Origin of the sequence: Acinetobacter sp. C15, assembly GCF_013420645.1 — a bacterium.
GTDB classification, from domain to species: Bacteria; Pseudomonadota; Gammaproteobacteria; order Pseudomonadales; family Moraxellaceae; genus Acinetobacter; species Acinetobacter indicus.
In genome coordinates, this window is sequence record NZ_VOXR01000050.1 from 1 (window position 1) to 16,355 (window position 16,355).

A 16,355-nucleotide genomic window follows, 5' to 3' on the forward strand; every position below is an offset into this window, starting at 1 on the left:
GTGATGGGAGAGCATGTTCAAGAGTGGATTCTAAATGTTCAGATAAAGACATAAAAAAATGAGCGTATTTACATACACTCATTTTTACTACATTTTACTAAAATTTGCTTAACTGACTGGCATTACCTCACTGAGGGGTTTCTTTTTATCTGAAAGGGGCTATAGTGGGGGCGCGGTTAAAATTGCTTCTTTTGAACCCGGTAAGCCTGGTTGCTGTTCAGGAATGGTTTCTAAACCTTCAATTTTCTGCACAATACCGGTTTGATCGAAGTAGATTTTTAAGTGTTGACCTTGTGCAGCGGGAATCTTGGCTTTTTTAGCATAGGTTCCTGGGATATAATGGTAAATATAGTCCCAACGTAAAGGATTCATTGGATCTGAAATGGTTGGGCTACCCAGCAAAAAGCGGACCTGTTGGTGGCTCATGCCGACCTGAATTTTTGCTGCTTGTGCTTGGGTTAAGGGGGTGCCTTGAGGAATATCTACTTTATAAACGCCCAAGGTCGAACAACCCATGAGCAATGAAGTGACGAATAACGTCAACATGACTTTTTGCATTTTGCTACACTATCCCAATTAATTATTGATGCATTCGATCCAAGCATAGATCATACTGCATCTTAACTTTGTTGCATATTCCAACTTTAATTTTGTTGAGAGACCTTTTTTCATGCCTATTTCAAATCAAGATCTACGCAAAGCTGGCCTTAAAGTTACACTTCCACGAATTAAAATATTGGAATTATTAGAAAATTCAAGACAACATCACTTAAGCGCGGAAGATATTTACAAGACTTTACTCGAACAGGGTGAAGATGTGGGTTTAGCAACTGTGTATCGCGTGTTAACACAGTTTGAAGCTGCGGGGATTATCGAGCGTCATAATTTTGAAAATAATCATTCGGTTTTTGAAATTATGCAGGAAGATCACCACGACCATCTGGTATGCCAGAACTGTAATAAAGTGGTGGAATTTACCAACGACGTGATTGAACACGAACAGCATGAAGTGGCGAAAAAGTTTGGTTTTGAACTGACCGGTCACTCACTGAATTTATATGGCTACTGCGATGCGCCGGAATGCCGCGAAGCGTTCCGTAAAAAATAAGCGCAAAACTGCCCATCAATAAATCAACCCATAAAAACAGGCTGAAGATCAGCCTGTTTTTTTTGCCTAAAATTATTGCCCGTCGAAGGTAATATTCGAAGTGGCATGCATTAAACGCTCGCCGCCTTCTTCCGACAGCTTGATTTGCAGACGCAAATCGTTTGGTGAGTCAGCATGTTTCAGGGCATCTTTGTAGCTGATCTGCTTGGCTTTATACAGGTCATACAGGGCCTGGTCAAAGGTTTGCATACCCAACTCACGTGAACGCTTCATCAGGTCTTTAATTTCGTGCACATCGCCTTTACGGATTAAATCGGACACCAGTGGCGAGTTAATCAGCAGTTCAATCGCGGCACGACGTGAGTTGCCATCAATAGTAGGAATCAGCTGCTGTGCCACAATGGCTTTCAGGTTCAGTGATAAATCCATAAACAGCTGGCCATGACGGTCAGCCTCAAAGAAGTGGATAATCCGGTCAATGGCTTGGTTGGCGTTGTTGGCGTGCAGGGTGGCAAATACCAGGTGACCGGTTTCGGCAAAGGCAATTGCATAATCCATGGTTTCACGTGAACGGATCTCACCAATCAGGATCACATCTGGGGCCTGACGCAAGGTGTTTTTCAGTGCCACTTCAAACGAATCGGTATCAATGCCTACTTCACGCTGGGTAATAATACAGCCGGCGTGTTCGTGCACAAATTCAATCGGGTCTTCAATGGTGATGATATGACCTTTGGAATTCTGGTTACGATAACCAATAATTGACGCCAAAGAGGTCGATTTACCGGTACCGGTTGCCCCGACAAAGATGATGATGCCACGTTTGGTCATGGCCAGATCTTTTAAAATCGGTGGCAGTTTCAGTTCTTCCATGGTCGGAATTTTGGTTTCAATCCGACGCAGCACCATGCCCGGTTCATCACGCTGCTGAAAAGCGCTGACACGGAAACGTGCGCTTTTATCACGGTTGGTGATGGCAAAGTTACATTCACGGGTATCGGCAAATTCCTTGCGCTGCTTGTCGGTCATAATCGAGTTGAGCAGCTGGCCAACAATTTCCCCGGTCAGTTTGGATTTGGCCACTGGCACAATCTGGCCGTTAATTTTCATGGAAGGCTCAACATCGGCCGTAATAAACAGGTCCGATGCTTTTTGCTGAATCATTAAATTCAATAAATCATTAAAGTCCATAGCGCTGTCCTGGCTTCCTGCACACGATTAGAGGAACGATTCTGGCTGTTTTGCAACCGTACGAGCCGTTTGTGGGCTAATCACACCGCGCGATACCAAGTTTTTCAAACTCTGGTCAAGGGTGGTCATACCGTAGTTGGCACCAGTCTGAATTGCCGAGTACATTTGAGCTACTTTGTTTTCACGAATCAGGTTACGCACTGCAGGAATACCAATCATGATTTCATACGCAGCTACACGACCACCACCATTTTTCTTGAGCAGGGATTGTGAAATGACGGCTTGTAAAGATTCAGACAACATGGCACGTACCATGTCTTTTTCTTCGGCAGGGAATACGTCAATCACACGGTCAATGGTTTTTGCTGCAGAGGTGGTGTGTAGCGTACCAAATACCAAGTGACCCGTTTCAGCAGCAGTCAGTGCCAAACGAATGGTTTCTAAGTCACGCATCTCACCCACTAGAATAATGTCAGGGTCTTCACGCAGTGCCGAACGTAATGCTTCGTTAAAGCCATGCGTATCACGGTGTACTTCTCGTTGGTTAACCAAACATTTTTTAGATTGGTGTACAAATTCGATTGGGTCTTCGACGGTCAGAATATGGTCGTAGCGATTGTCATTAATAAAGTCAATCATCGCGGCAAGTGTGGTTGATTTACCTGAACCCGTTGGGCCTGTCACCAATACCAAACCACGTGGATATTCACAAATATCTTTAAAGATTTGTCCCATTCCCAAATCTTCAAGGGTCAAAACTTTAGAAGGAATGGTACGGAATACTGCACCTGCACCACGGTTTTGGTTAAATGCGTTCACACGGAAACGAGCCACGCCTGGGACTTCAAAAGAAAAGTCCGTTTCTAGATTTTCTTCATAATCACGACGTTGTTTATCATTCATAATGTCGTACACTAATTTGTGTACTTCTTTATGTTCCAAGGCGGGCAAATTGATGCGGCGTACTTCACCATCCACACGAATCAGTGGCGGCATGCCTGCCGACAGGTGTAAATCCGATGCCCCATTTTTTGCCGAAAAGGCCAATAGTTCTGTAATATCCATAAGTTCCCCGAGATCATATAAATCTTAATTATTTTGTTAGAATAATACGGCTTTCCCTCAGCTTAACCAACACCTAGCACGAGGGCAAAGTAAAAAAGATGAATGAAAATGAGAACCGCATCAATGAATAGCCTGCAAAAATCGCGTCAACATGTGTTAGAACAAATTCAGCATGCCTGTCAGCAGGCGCAGCGTGACCCGGCAGAGGTCCAGCTGCTGGCGGTTTCCAAAACCCATCCGAGTGCTGTGTTGCAGGAAATGTACCAGACCGGACAGCGAGCCTTTGGCGAAAACTATTTACAGGAAGCGCTGGAAAAAATTGAGGCGCTGCAGGATTTAGAGATTGAGTGGCATTTTATTGGCCATGTGCAGCGCAACAAAACCAAACATCTGGCTGAAAAATTTGCCTGGGTGCATGGGGTAGACCGGCTGATTATTGCTGAGCGCTTGTCCAATCAGCGCAGCGATCAGCAGGCGCCACTGAATATCTGCCTGCAGGTCAATATTGATGGACAGGATAGCAAAGATGGCTGTAGCCCTGCCGAAGTACCGGCGCTGGTCGAGCAGATCAGTCGGTTGCCGAATTTACGTTTACGTGGCCTGATGGTAATTCCTGCACCAAATAACACTGCCGCCTTTCAGGAGGCCAAACAGTTATTTGATACGGTCAAGGCGCAACATGCACAGCCTGCAGATTGGGATACGTTAAGTATGGGCATGTCCGGTGATTTAAATGCAGCAATTGCCGCAGGTTCGACCATGGTGCGGATTGGTACGGCATTATTTGGTGCGCGCGATTATTCGAAATAATGCTGCATTACAATATTCAGATTGTTCTTTGGTGTCACAGCCTGCTTAGGATAAGTGTCGTTCAATCCGGCGTGGTGGTTCCAGTTTTTGCGCCACCAGCCAGGCAAAACCAATCAGCACCGCCATTGTGATAATCAGGCTGAGCAGAGCTACTCCTAAACCGTGCTGCAGCGTAAACGGAAAACAGCCCAGGATAAAAATCAGCAACGGGAAATGGGTGATATACAGGGTATAGGAAAACTGCGCGGAAGCCGGCCAGATCACCTGAATCTGCCGTTCACCACGCGCCAGTTGTAGCAGCCAGCAGGCCGCTGCAATCCCGATACACAGGTTAAACAGCCTGAAATTTTCGCCAGTATAGTACTGCGCCAGATAAATGGAGTGAAACTGGTAGGCATCAAACAGGGCAATCAGCAGCGCCAAGAGCAGAAAACCGGATTTAAAATAGTGCAGTTGGGCGGCTGGAATCTGTTTGCTCCATGCCGGACTGGCAAAAGCAAAAGCCAACAACCAGACCAGAAAATAAATCAGGAACTGGATATTGAGCAGGCTTAAGCCAAGCAGCAGGGTTAAAAACAGCAGGATGCTCCCAGGTCTGAATGTCACCAGACAACCGGCCAGAATATAAAACCAGACTTCATAACTCAGGCTCCAGAGGGCAGCATTGGCCGATACGGTCGGCGTTACAAAACCATTGACGAAAAACAGTGAACCGAGAAAATCGGCTGCACTAATGTCATAGCTGTGCCGGATCATAAAGCTTTGGCTCGCCTCAATGTTATGGGAGCCGGATGCAAAGAAATAGGGCGCCAGTGCATACAATAACAAGGTCAGCAACATGGCAAATAAAAATGGTCCCAGAATACGCTGGCAGCGTTGCCGGCTATAGGCCAAGCCTGAAAACTGTCGATGGCGATGGATATTGTGACGGATGGAATGTCCAATCAGATAGCCGCTTAGAACAAAGAACATCATCACTGCGGCTTGTCCGAGCAGACGCACACCCGAATAGAGGGTTTGATCCAGCGGACCAATAAAGGCCTGAAAACAGTGGCTGAACAGCACCAGAATGGCACTCCATCCGCGCAGGCTTTCCAGCTGCAGGCTGAGCTGCGGCGAGAGCGGATGATAGTGCCAGAACATGGTCTAGCCTACGATCTGCAGGGTACTGGCCCCAGCACCAATTGGTTTGACCTGAATTTGGACCGGAATCCGTTCGTGAATTTCCTGAATATGGGAAATCAGCACCACTTTACGGCCCTGGCTTTGCAGCCGGTCGAGTGCGTTCATCACCATATGTAGCGAGGCCGGATCGAGCGTCCCAAAGCCTTCATCAATAAACAGCGATTCCAGTTTCATGGAGCCGGAGGCCATATTGGCAATGGCCAGTGCCAGCGCCAGTGATACCAGGAAGGTTTCACCCCCCGATAAAGACAGTACCGGCCGGATTTCGCCATTCATGTCATGATCCAGAATCGCGAGGCCCAGACTGTTGGGAATACGTTGTAGCTGATAACGCGGCGCCAGTGGCTGCAGTTGCTGGTTGGCATGTTCCACCAGAATATCCAGATGATGTTCCTGGGCAATTTTCTGGAATTTGGTGCCTTCCTTGCTGCCAATTAAATCGGCAATCCGGCCCCAGCGATATTCTTCAGCCTGAATTTTTTCAATCTGGCTCTGGAATTTGGACAGTTGTGCCTGCGCCTGTTGCTGCATGCGTAACTGGGTTTCCAGCTGGTTAAACTGCTCCTGCAAGCTGTTTTTTTCTTGTTCCAGCTGTTCCAGTTGGGTGGTCACCTCATCATAGCTGGCAGTTGGTTGCTGGGCCTGATGCTGCTGGAATTGCTCCTGCAATACATCCAGCGCACTTTGTGCACTGAGCATGGCTTGCTGCTGTTGCTGGATGGCCTGACGCATGGCCTGCCAGCTGGCCAGATCAATACCCAGACACTGCTCAATCTTCTCGGCAGTGAACTGTGGATGCTGGCTTTGCCACTGCTGAATGTTGTGCTGTAGCTGCTGTACACTTTCCAGAAGCTGCTGCTGGCGTGTATGCAGGTCTTGCTGTTTCAGCTGCGCCTGCTGGAATTGCTGTTCCAGCTGACGGCAGTGCAGGTGTTGCTGTTCTACCTGCTGCTGGAGTTGTTGCTGCTGCTCTCGTAACAGCTGCTGCCAGGCTTTGCCGGTATCCAGCACCTGTCCAGCATGTTGCTGGCTGAGATCACGTACCTGCTGGCGCAACTGGCTGCCTTGAGTTTGTGCATGGGTAAGGTCATTGCTCAGCTGTTGCTGTTGCTGCTGATAGAACTGTAGTTGCTGTTCGCCGTCTTTGATCTGGCGCTGTAATTCCTGCTGCTGTTGCAGGCATTGCTCGCGCTGTTGCAGGTATTGAGTCCGGCTGCTCAGCAGGGCAATAAGAGTCTGACACATCTCGGCCTGGTTCGCCCATTGCGCTTGCTGGGCCGGCTCCAGTGCCTGGGTAACCGGTTCAATCAGTTGTTCCAGCTGCTGGAATTGCTGACAGAGTAACTGCAGGGACTGAATCTGTTGCTGCAAATGTTGCAGCTGCTGGGTCTGGCTTTTCAGCTGTTGCTGGCAAGTTTTTAGCTGCTGTAACTGCTGTTGCTGCTGATTTAGCTTGTGTTGCAGTGTGGTCTGCAAGGCGGTCAGATCGTGTGCTGTATCATCCAGCTGTGTGCTTGGGCTGAGCTTTTGAACCTGCTGCAGTTTCTGTTGCACACTGTCTTGAAGCTGGCTAGAGCGTAGCTGTTTCTGTTCCAGCAGGGTTTGCTGTTTGGAATGTTGTAGTTGTAATTGCTGGAGCTGCTGCTGGCACTGCTGTTCCTGCTGCTGGGCCTGTTGTAACTGGGTGTCCTGCACCGACTGCAGTGCAGATTCCAGCAAATCCTGATGACTGACAAATGGATGCTCAGTACTACCGCAGACCATACACGGCTGTTCTGCTTGCAGCTGCTGACGCAACTCCTGCACACTTTGTGCCTGCAATAAACGCTGCTGGGCAAAAATCTGTTCCAGCTGTTCACGTGCCGTCTGGGCATTCCGGTAGTGCTGCTGTGCTTCAGTTTGCGCCTGTTGCAAGCTGCTCAGCTCGGCCTGAAGCTGGGTCATGTGCTGCTGTAATTGCTGCTGTTCCTGCTGCTCGTTCAGCATGTGTTGTAACAGGAACAGGGCTTGTTCCAGCTGTTGGCTGTGTTGCTGGTGCTGTACCTGCTGCTGTTCCAGTTCTGTGGCTTGCTGTTCCAGTTCAGCCAGTGAGCCGGCCTGCTGGAGCGCATCGGCCTGTTGCTGTTTTACATCATCTAGCTGCTGTTGCAGTTGAGCCAGTGAACTGTGTGCATGTACCGGCGCCTGCTGCTGTAGCTGTTGTTGCAGTTTCTGGAATTGCTGCAAGCGTTGCAGAATACTGTGCGGCTCACGGTCAAATACTGCCAGAAAGGTATGCTGGACCGATTGCTGTTCCAGATGTTCTAACTGCATATGCAACTGCTGTAAGTGCTGTTGCTGGCCGTGCTGCTGGGTGGTTAGTGGCGTAATTTTTTCATGTTGAATCTGTTTCAGCTGGGCATCGGCTTCTTTATAGCGCTGAATCAGATGCTCAATCTGGCCATCCAGCTGTAGTGCCTGTTCTAACACGGGTTGTAACTGTAGCTGTTCTTTCTGCTGTTGTTGCGCGCTGTGCTGCAATTGTTCCAGCTGCTGCTGTGCCTGCTGATGCTGCTGTTCACAGTGTTGATATTCCGGCTGGAATTGCTCAAGTTGCTGCGCCAGCTGTTGCTGTTGCAACTGTTGCTGGCGCTGCTGCAGATACTGTTCACGAATTTCCTGAAACTGGTCCAGCTGCACCAGCAGGTCACGCTGCGGCTGCATTTTCTGGTTGGCATCGACCTGCACCAGATAAAATTCTTTTTTGGCCTGAATTTCACTGTGCAGACGATGCTGCTGCTTGTACCAGCTTAAATCATTCAGCAGCAGTTTTTCGCTTTGCAGTTTTTCATGCAGACTCAGTTTGCTCTGGGCATGCTGCTGTTGCAGGGCTTGTAGCTGTTCATCACTGAGCAGGTCAATATGCCCCATCAGCTGTTGTAACTGTTCTTTTTCGCTGCGAATCTGGCGGATTTTTTCAAAGGCTTTCTGACTGACCAGACTGAAAATATGGGAATTGGTCAGATATTCCAGCAAGTCGGCGCGGTCCTGATCTTTAGCCTTTAAAAATGCACCCACTTCAGACTGGGCCAGCAAGACGGCGCGGGTAAACTGCTCAAAACTCAGCCCAATCAGCTTTTCAACAGTCGGGGTGCATTCCGAAATTTTCTGGGTCAGCACGCGCTGATCTTCCACAGCAGTAATCGCGCGTTCGACTTTTAAATTGCCATCGACCTTGTTACGGGCGCGGCGCACTTCCCAGCGCGCCAGATAACGCTTTTGATCCAGCGCAATAAATTCCAGTTCGGCAAAGCCTTGGGTACAGCCGCGGCGCAGAATATTTTTAGAATCTTTAATCGAGATGCCCTGACCGCTGGCATCTTTAAGCGCCCCGGCGGCGCCGTTTAAACGCGGAATCTGGTCATATAGTGCCAGACACATGGCATCAAGCAGGGTCGATTTACCGGCCCCGGTTTTTCCGGTAATCGCAATCAGGCCAGCATGTGCCAAAGGTGCGCTTTCAAAGTTGATGTCTTGGGTGCCGGCAATAGAAGCCAGATTGTTCAGACTTAAACGTAAAATTTTCATGTCTGATCCTTATGGCTGTTCTTGTTCAAGGCTGTGCTGCGCTTCAATCAGCAGCTGCATAAAATCTCGCTCGACCGAAGCATCCGGCTGATAGCCCATTTTGCTCCATAGCTGTTTGAATAAGCTGTCTGGTGTGGGCGGTGCCAGATCAATTTTGGACTGATCTGCGGTCTGATCTTCCTGCGGGCTATAGACCCGGCAAATGCGTAACAGGCGATAGCGCTGTTCAGGCAAGGTCTGTTCAATCTGTTGGCGTAAATCGACCGGTGGTGGTACATCGGTGCTGTATTCAATTTCCAGATAATCACGCTGGCAGATGCGTTCCACCGTACCTTGCGGGAGGGCTTTCAGTTGCTGAAACACTTCATCCAGACTGCCGCGAATACGGTGCAGCTGTACACTGCGCGGAATCAGCAGTGAGCCCAGTTGCAGGCGCTGTTCGGGCGCAGCCTGCGGGTCAATCTTGACCTCGAGCACCTGATGCTTGTACTGGATTTCACTAAAAGACAGCGGAATTGGAGAGCCGCTATAGCGGATATGTGGATGCTGGACTTTTTGCGGTTTATGCAGATGCCCCAGCGCGACATAGTCAATCACATCATCAAATAGGGCAGTGGAAAGTGCTTCTTCATGACCAATAATGATCGGCCGTTCTGAATCTGAGGTTTCGCCACCTTGCATATGCGCATGTGACATCAGGATTAGTGCCTGATCTTCCGTTTTACGGCGTTTGGCTTCGGCAATCAACTGCTGATGTAAATAGGCAATCGCATTCTGGGCGTTCTGGGTCTGCTCATTCAGTCCGGTAATTTCCGCAGTGCGCAAAAACGGCAGGGTCAGACACCAGGCAATAACTTTGTTTTCGGCATCATAAATGGGCACCAGTAAACGGTCGAGATCCAGCTGGTTGTCGGTATTGCGCTGAATCACCCCAACCGCCTTGGCCTTAAACTTGGCCAGCAACGGTTCCACCTGTTCAATGCGGTAGCCGGAGTCATGGTTACCGGCAATCATCAGGGTTTGCATGTGCGGTGCAATGGCATGAGCATCGGCCAGAAACTGGTACAGCTGGCGCTGCGCGCTGGAGGCCGGGTTAATCACATCAAAAATATCCCCGGCAATAAACAGGGCATTCGGCTGTTTTTCCTGGATTTGTTCTAATAACCAGTCTAAAAACTGTGCATGTTCATATTCACGATCGTGGTTATGGAAAAATTGCCCCAAATGCCAATCTGACGTATGAAAAAAATGCACTGCCATGTCATCAACCTGTTTTGCTTTAGGCAAGCATACTATAGCTGAGGGCGAAATTTAAAATTCTGTACCGGTATAAAACGCTAAGGTTTAATCTTTCTTGTTGGGATGATGAGTACTGCTCACCAGCAAAGGCCAGACAAATAAAAGCCGACGATTCGAGTGATGATAAATCGTCGGCCAAATAAAAAGTGCGATGAACAAAGCATTTGGCTGCTATACAAAAACTTGATTCACATTCGCTTATTGCTTTAGCAAAGCTTCCCGAAAAATTTGTGGATGCCGTTACAAATTCGCCGGAGATGAAGCTTGTGCCCTATATAACGCCTGTTCGGGCACAACGGTTGACAGGATCATGCAAAAAAAATCAATTTTTTTTATACTAGTTGCTTATGGCTCAGGTAGACAGTTTAATGATTTCTCTAACACGTTATTTTCTCTGGTTTTTATTTTTCTGTCTGATCTTTACCTGTATCTGCGGGGTACTGGCTGCATTGTTACCGGCAGGTGTGGGCGGCATTTTAACCGCAGTGCCTTACTTGGTTGCCATGATCTGGGTGCTGTTTAAATTTTTAAAACAGCAGCAGCGCGCACCGTCTCAGGCCGAGCGTAAAAAGCTGACCTTGGGTTTTAGCCTGATTTTCTGGGGCTATAATCTGGCCTTTTTATTACTCGGCATCTGGATTTTTTCCCGTCAGAATCCAACCATCTGGCAGGATTTTCTGCTGTATTTACAGCAGCCGCAATTTTTAAGCGTGGTGGTGATTATGTGGTTATTAATTGCCATTCCGCTGTATCTGCTGACGTACTGGTTTTATGGCAAACAGGCGCAGCGGATGGCGGCGAAAATGTTTGGTTCATAGCATCAGGGCTAAATCATCTGACGTATTTTCCCTTCGCCTCATCTCGGGTAGGGGAATTGTTCCAATCTTAACTGGCCAGTGCAGCATGCTGTAAACGGGCCGGACTATAAGCCTCAGGAGATACATCCGGAGTCTGGCCCAATAGCAGTTGACGCAGCAAACGCGCAGAGGCTGGTGCCATACATAGACCATTACGGAAATGGCCAAAATTGGCCCACAGATTGTCAAACTCCGGCATTAAGCCAATATAGGGAATACCGCCGTCTGGTGAGCCCGGGCGTAAACCGGCCCATTGCTTGATAATAGGCAGGTCTTTTAAGGCCGGCACCATGGCATAACTGGCCTCCAGAATATGGGCCGTGGTATCGGCATTCAAACGGGTATCAAAGCCCTGTTCTGCCATACTGGAACCACAGACAATATGGCCGTCCTGACGCGGAATCAGATACATGACTTGATTCATGCACATGGTGGGCAGCCAGTTTTCTGGAGTTTTGAATAGCACCATCTGTCCATGCACCGGACGTACCGGAATCTGTACATCAAGCTGCTCGGCCCAGCGCGCTGACCAGGCCCCGGTGGTCAAGACATAGTCATCGGCCTGATAACGCTGTCCGGCCTGATCGACAATAGCGCATACCTGCTGACCGTGCAGCTCTAGGCGTTCAATCGGGCAGTGTTCAAACAGCTGCACCCGTGGATGCTGCTTTAAATAGCACAGAATTGACTGTAATAAACGCGGATTACGCACATTGGCCAGCTGCGGGAAATAGATGGCCTGCTGGAACTGTGCGGAAATATGCGGATTCAGCTGATGCAGTTCGGTACTGTGCAGATGCTCTGCCTGCTGCATCGGTTGCTGAAACAGCTCGGCGAAATTCAGACCGATGTCAAAATCGCTTTCATCAAAAATCAGCATACCGGTTTCATGGATCTGAAAATCAATACCGGTGTCAGGCTGAAGTTTAGCATTCCAGCGCAGATATTCAGTTTTGGCCGATTGCGCCAGCACATTTACCGCAGCCGGATAACGCCACGGATACATTGGAGAGAGAATACCACCACCGGCCCAGGAGGCTGCCTGACCGGATTGCTGCTGATCAAAAATACTGACCGAGCAGCCCTGTTCCAATAGCTCCAGCGCCGACATCAGTCCACTAATGCCGGCGCCAATCATGGCAATGTGCTTCATTGCAGTGGCAATATCCTTATTTCATGTCTTTGAGGTTGAGTGCGGCTTCTTCTGCAAAGTAGGTCCAAATGCCATCGGCACCGGCACGGCGGCAGCTCATCAGCGATTCAATGATCACGCTGTCGGATAACCAGCCATTTTGAATGGCAGCAGCCAGCATCGCGTATTCGCCACTGACCTGATAGACAAAAGTCGGCACAGCGAAGGTATCTTTGACTTCACGGACAATATCCAGATACGGCATACCCGGTTTGACAATCACCATGTCGGCGCCTTCCTGAATATCCAGCGCGATTTCATGCAGCGCTTCTGCACGGTTGCCAATATCCATCTGGTAATTGTATTTATTGCCGCCTTTTAAATTGCTGGCCGAGCCGACGGCATCCCGGAACGGGCCATAAAAGCTGGAAGCATATTTGGCCGAGTAAGCCATGATGTTGGTATAGATATGACCTTGTGCTTCCAGTGCCTGACGGATAGCACCAATACGGCCATCCATCATGTCACTTGGTGCCACCACATCGGCACCGGCTTCGGCATGGCTTAAGCATTGCTTGATTAAGGCTGCTACGGTTTCATCATTTAGCACATAACCGCTGTCATCAATAATGCCGTCTTGACCATGGGTGGTGTATGGATCGAGGGCGCCATCGGTAATCAGCACCATCTCCGGGAGTTCTTTTTTCAGTAAACGGACCGTGCTTTGTACCAGGCCATCTTCACGCCAGGCAGCTTCGGCGGTCAGGCTTTTATCTTCTTGTGGGGTGACCGGGAAAAGCGCCAGTTTAGACACACCCAGTTCCAGCAGGTGTTCGGCTTTTTTCAGCAGCAGATCAGCCGACAGGCGCTGAATATTAGGCATGCTCGGAATATCTTGGGTCTGGTTCTGACCGGGTAAAACAAATACTGGATAAATGAGATGATCAACCGTGAGCTGGGTTTCTCGCACCATGGCACGTAGCTGGTCATTTTTACGGATACGACGCATACGAGTGGCAGGAAATGCGGGACGATTGAACGTATAAGTCATAACAATCTCACTGATCAGTATTAAACTAGGCAATATTGTAGACCCATAAACAGGATTGTGGGGCAAAATACATGCGTTTTTTCTCAATTTAAGGTAATTGGCCAATTTATGAGCGATATGGCAAAAAAGTGGACCGGAGGCATTCATTTGGGTTCGAAAGTAGATATTGATGTCGTCTTACAGCAATTGTGTCAGGCCTTTAACAGTTCACCATTTTTTAAGCATAACGGTATGCAGATGCGCGTGGTGGATCAGCAGATTGAAGCCTATATCGAGATGCAGCCGCAGCTGATTGGCAATGTGGCTTTCCAGATTTTACATGGTGGGGTGGCTGCGACAATTCTGGACAGTGTGGGCGGGATTGTGGCGATGGGCGAGCTGTATAAGCGCACCGAGCCGGAGCAGTTGCCTGATACCATCAAGAAAGTGACCCGATTGGCCACGGTGGATATGCGGGTGGATTATCTGGCGCCGGGGCGAGGCAAATATTTTACGGCCCGTGCTGAAACCCTGCGTTTGGGCCGTAAAGGCTGTACCATGCGCATGACTCTGGTCAATGATGAACATAAAGCCATTGCCACCGCAATTGCGTCTTATGCTTATTAATCCAAATGGATTGATTGGCAGATAAAAAAACAGGCTCAATCGGGCCTGTTTTTTTATTTGGATCAGTCGCGGTGAATAGCGTAAAAATCAAGCTTGAGCGATTTCGCAGGGCGTGTGCCGTTTAAAGATCGGAACGGGCACGTTTTAGCGCCTGTTGCCATTTTTGCAAATGTGCCTGACGCTGATCTTCTCCCATGCCGGGTTCAAACGCGCGTTCCAGCTGCCAGTTATCAGCAATATCACTTAAGCTATTAAATACCCCGGATTTAAGCCCGGCCATTGCCGCTGCACCCCAGGCGGTGGATTCTCGCATTTGTGGTCTTAACACTGGCACATTGAGCAGATCGGCCTGAAACTGCATCAGCATATCATTACAGCTGGCACCGCCATCGACCCGTAATTCTTTGAGCGGTTGCTGAATATCTGACTGCATCGCGCTGAGAACATCGGCCACCTGAAAGGCAATTGCTTCAAGTGCTGCCCGGGCGATATGGGCTTTATGAGTGCCACGCGACATACCGCAGAGCAGGGCACGCGCATTACTGTCCCAGTGCGGCGCACCTAGACCGGTAAAGGCCGGCACCAGCACCACGCCATCGGTAGCGCTGACCTGACTGGCCAGCTGTTCGACCTCGGCACTCTGTTGAATGATGCCCAAACCATCGCGTAGCCATTGCACAATCGCACCGGCCATAAACACACTGCCTTCAAGCGCATAATGGGTCTGATTCTGACATTGCCAGGCCAGGGTACTGAGCAGCTTATTCTGGCTGTATTGCAGTGTCGAACCGGTATTAAACAGCATAAAGCAGCCGGTACCATAAGTGTTTTTGGCCATGCCCGGCTCAAAACAGGATTGGCCGAACAGGGCTGATTGCTGATCACCCAGAATGCCGCTGATTGGAATTCGGGCACCGAGTAAGCCGGCAGCGGTATCGGCTACATAATGATCGGAACTGATGATTTTTGGTAAGACCGAAGCGGGAATCTGAAAAAGTTGCAGCAGTTCTTCATCCCAGCTTTGGGTTTGTAAATTCATGAGCATGGTGCGTGAGGCATTGCTGACTTCAATTACATGCTCGGCGCCTTGGGTCAGGTTCCAGATTAGCCAGCTATCGACGGTACCAAAGGCAACATGACCTTGCGTTGCCAGTTCGGCCAGACCGGGAATATGCTTAAGCAACCAGACCAGCTTGCCGGCACTAAAATAAGGGTCAATTAGTAATCCGGTGGTCTGCTGTATTTTTTGTTGCAGTCCCTGTTGCAGCAGCTGATTACACCAGTCGGCTGCGCGCCGGTCTTGCCAGATGATGGCCGGCGCCAAGGGCTGGCCATGGCGTTTGTCCCAGACGATGGTGGTTTCCCGCTGGTTGGTGAGGCCAATGGCCTGAATATCTTTGGCCAGAATCCGTGCGGATGCCAGCGCCTGTTGCACCACGGCCATCTGGCTGCTCCAGATTTCCTGGGCATCCTGTTCCACCCAGCCGGATTGCGGGGTGTTGATTTGGGTTTCGCGTTGCGCGCTGGCCTGAACCTTTCCGTGTTCATTAAAAATAATCGCGCGACTTGAGGTCGTGCCCTGATCCAGGGCGAGTAAATAAGTCATAATTTATACTGTTATCTGACTTGAAATTTAAAATATTAGCGCAATTATGTTATTAAGCGCAGATCTTGCGGTGAATAGTTGTGAAATGATCTCGTAATTTTCAACTTTTATGCTATGATGGCGCTGTAATCTGGGGGTGTTATTGGCTTCGACGCTGATGATGAAACTCATAGATGCATGCCGAGAGCGCATTTTCTCTCGTAAATCAAATTTGCATTTAAATAGTCGCAAACGACGAAACTTACGCTCTAGCTGCCTAAGGGCCGCTTGTCCGCTTCACTGAATACTTGTGGTCAGTGAACCCGACCGAAGCGAACGCACACAAGTCCGTATAGAGCCAAGCCTCGGGGCTTTATACCAAACTTAGAGGATCGCACTTTGAACCCTGTTCGTCGGGTCTTAAAGTGTTAAAACAATAGACGATATCTAAGCATGTAGTATTCTCGAGCGTAGTGTTGGCGGACGCGGGTTCAACTCCCGCCACCTCCACCAAAATTCTTTCCGAAGTAATCCATCGGAATCTAAAAAAGCCTTTAAACTCAATGTTTAAAGGCTTTTTTATTGGCTGTATTGTCCAGTGCTGTCCTATGCAATTTGACCCAATTTTTGCTTTCTGGGGGTCAAAATTGGGACAATTTGACCCACTAAATAAGTTTAATTATGTGGGACAAAGATATGTCGCTTACTGATGTGCTGTGTAAAAAAGCATTACCGAAGGAAAAACAGTACCGCCTTTCTGATAGTAACGGTCGGCTTTGTTGCACAAAGATTTGAAATGCAAAGCGCCCCTAATTGAGCCAAATTTAAGGCGTAACTTGGGTAAGTGGTCGACCTAATTCCGTAAATCTGTTGAGGACTGCTACACGTGCATGAATTTC

The 16,355-nt window shown here is 48.9% G+C and carries 13 protein-coding genes, 1 other RNA gene and 1 pseudogene; 6 read left to right on the plus strand and 9 right to left on the minus strand.

Features of this window, described 5'->3' with window-relative positions:
* Nucleotides 1-159 precede the first annotated feature (159 nt).
* The gene (locus FTT63_RS13335; protein WP_005179773.1) at nucleotides 160-558 is read right to left on the minus strand and encodes an outer membrane protein assembly factor BamE; all 399 of its coding nucleotides are present in this window, start codon (nucleotides 556-558) and stop codon (nucleotides 160-162) included.
* Nucleotides 559-670: 112 nt separating this feature from the next.
* On the opposite strand from FTT63_RS13335, the gene fur reads away from it, so the two are divergent.
* Nucleotides 671-1,108: a ferric iron uptake transcriptional regulator gene (gene fur, locus FTT63_RS13340; protein ID WP_005179771.1), complete on the plus strand. Its 438-nt coding sequence runs from the start codon at nucleotides 671-673 to the stop codon at nucleotides 1,106-1,108.
* Between the two features lie 72 nt (nucleotides 1,109-1,180).
* Here fur and FTT63_RS13345 read toward each other — a convergent pair whose 3' ends face one another.
* Both FTT63_RS13345 and FTT63_RS13350 read right to left on the minus strand, forming a co-directional pair.
* Nucleotides 1,181-2,299, minus strand: a complete 1,119-nt coding sequence (locus FTT63_RS13345; RefSeq protein ID WP_005179770.1) for a PilT/PilU family type 4a pilus ATPase — start codon at nucleotides 2,297-2,299, stop codon at nucleotides 1,181-1,183.
* Nucleotides 2,300-2,326: 27 nt separating this feature from the next.
* Complete coding sequence (locus tag FTT63_RS13350; protein ID WP_180192401.1) at nucleotides 2,327-3,364, minus strand: type IV pilus twitching motility protein PilT; 1,038 nt, start codon at nucleotides 3,362-3,364, stop codon at nucleotides 2,327-2,329.
* Between the two features lie 123 nt (nucleotides 3,365-3,487).
* Here FTT63_RS13350 and FTT63_RS13355 point away from each other — a divergent pair, with 123 nt between their 5' ends.
* A complete protein-coding gene (locus tag FTT63_RS13355; RefSeq protein WP_180192402.1) occupies nucleotides 3,488-4,174 on the plus strand; it encodes a YggS family pyridoxal phosphate-dependent enzyme in 687 nt (228 codons plus the stop codon).
* Between the two features lie 45 nt (nucleotides 4,175-4,219).
* On the opposite strand, the gene FTT63_RS13360 is transcribed toward FTT63_RS13355, so the two are convergent.
* Genes FTT63_RS13360 through FTT63_RS13370 form a run of 3 tightly spaced genes read right to left on the minus strand, consistent with a single transcriptional unit; the run spans nucleotide 4,220 to nucleotide 10,186 of the window.
* A complete protein-coding gene (locus tag FTT63_RS13360) occupies nucleotides 4,220-5,317 on the minus strand; it encodes an acyltransferase (protein ID WP_180192403.1) in 1,098 nt (365 codons plus the stop codon).
* A gap of 3 nt (nucleotides 5,318-5,320) precedes the next feature.
* Nucleotides 5,321-8,926 (minus strand): AAA family ATPase, encoded by a 3,606-nt coding sequence (locus FTT63_RS13365; RefSeq protein WP_180192404.1) that lies wholly within the window; start codon nucleotides 8,924-8,926, stop codon nucleotides 5,321-5,323.
* A 9-nt stretch (nucleotides 8,927-8,935) separates the two neighbouring features.
* On the minus strand, nucleotides 8,936-10,186 hold the full coding sequence (locus FTT63_RS13370) for an exonuclease SbcCD subunit D C-terminal domain-containing protein (protein WP_104500052.1): 1,251 nt from the start codon (nucleotides 10,184-10,186) through the stop codon (nucleotides 8,936-8,938).
* Nucleotides 10,187-10,593: 407 nt separating this feature from the next.
* Between FTT63_RS13370 and FTT63_RS13375 the strand changes: the two genes are divergently transcribed.
* On the plus strand, nucleotides 10,594-11,043 hold the full coding sequence (locus FTT63_RS13375) for an ABZJ_00895 family protein (protein WP_034598225.1): 450 nt from the start codon (nucleotides 10,594-10,596) through the stop codon (nucleotides 11,041-11,043).
* A gap of 67 nt (nucleotides 11,044-11,110) precedes the next feature.
* On the opposite strand, the gene thiO is transcribed toward FTT63_RS13375, so the two are convergent.
* Entirely contained in the window at nucleotides 11,111-12,235 is a 1,125-nt protein-coding gene (thiO, locus tag FTT63_RS13380; protein ID WP_180192405.1) for a glycine oxidase ThiO, read from the minus strand.
* 16 nt (nucleotides 12,236-12,251) lie between these two features.
* Nucleotides 12,252-13,265 (minus strand): porphobilinogen synthase, encoded by a 1,014-nt coding sequence (hemB, locus tag FTT63_RS13385; RefSeq protein WP_180192406.1) that lies wholly within the window; start codon nucleotides 13,263-13,265, stop codon nucleotides 12,252-12,254.
* 108 nt (nucleotides 13,266-13,373) lie between these two features.
* On the opposite strand from hemB, the gene FTT63_RS13390 reads away from it, so the two are divergent.
* Nucleotides 13,374-13,871: a thioesterase family protein gene (locus tag FTT63_RS13390; RefSeq protein WP_034597877.1), complete on the plus strand. Its 498-nt coding sequence runs from the start codon at nucleotides 13,374-13,376 to the stop codon at nucleotides 13,869-13,871.
* A gap of 121 nt (nucleotides 13,872-13,992) precedes the next feature.
* On the opposite strand, the gene glpK is transcribed toward FTT63_RS13390, so the two are convergent.
* The gene (gene glpK / locus FTT63_RS13395) at nucleotides 13,993-15,477 is read right to left on the minus strand and encodes a glycerol kinase GlpK (RefSeq protein WP_180192407.1); all 1,485 of its coding nucleotides are present in this window, start codon (nucleotides 15,475-15,477) and stop codon (nucleotides 13,993-13,995) included.
* Between the two features lie 132 nt (nucleotides 15,478-15,609).
* On the opposite strand from glpK, the gene ssrA reads away from it, so the two are divergent.
* Together ssrA and FTT63_RS15825 are read left to right on the plus strand one after the other, a co-directional pair.
* Nucleotides 15,610-15,969: a transfer-messenger RNA gene (gene ssrA / locus FTT63_RS13400) on the plus strand.
* A gap of 183 nt (nucleotides 15,970-16,152) precedes the next feature.
* Nucleotides 16,153-16,227: pseudogene (locus tag FTT63_RS15825) on the plus strand (DUF4102 domain-containing protein); the annotation flags it as partial.
* Nucleotides 16,228-16,355 lie beyond the last annotated feature (128 nt).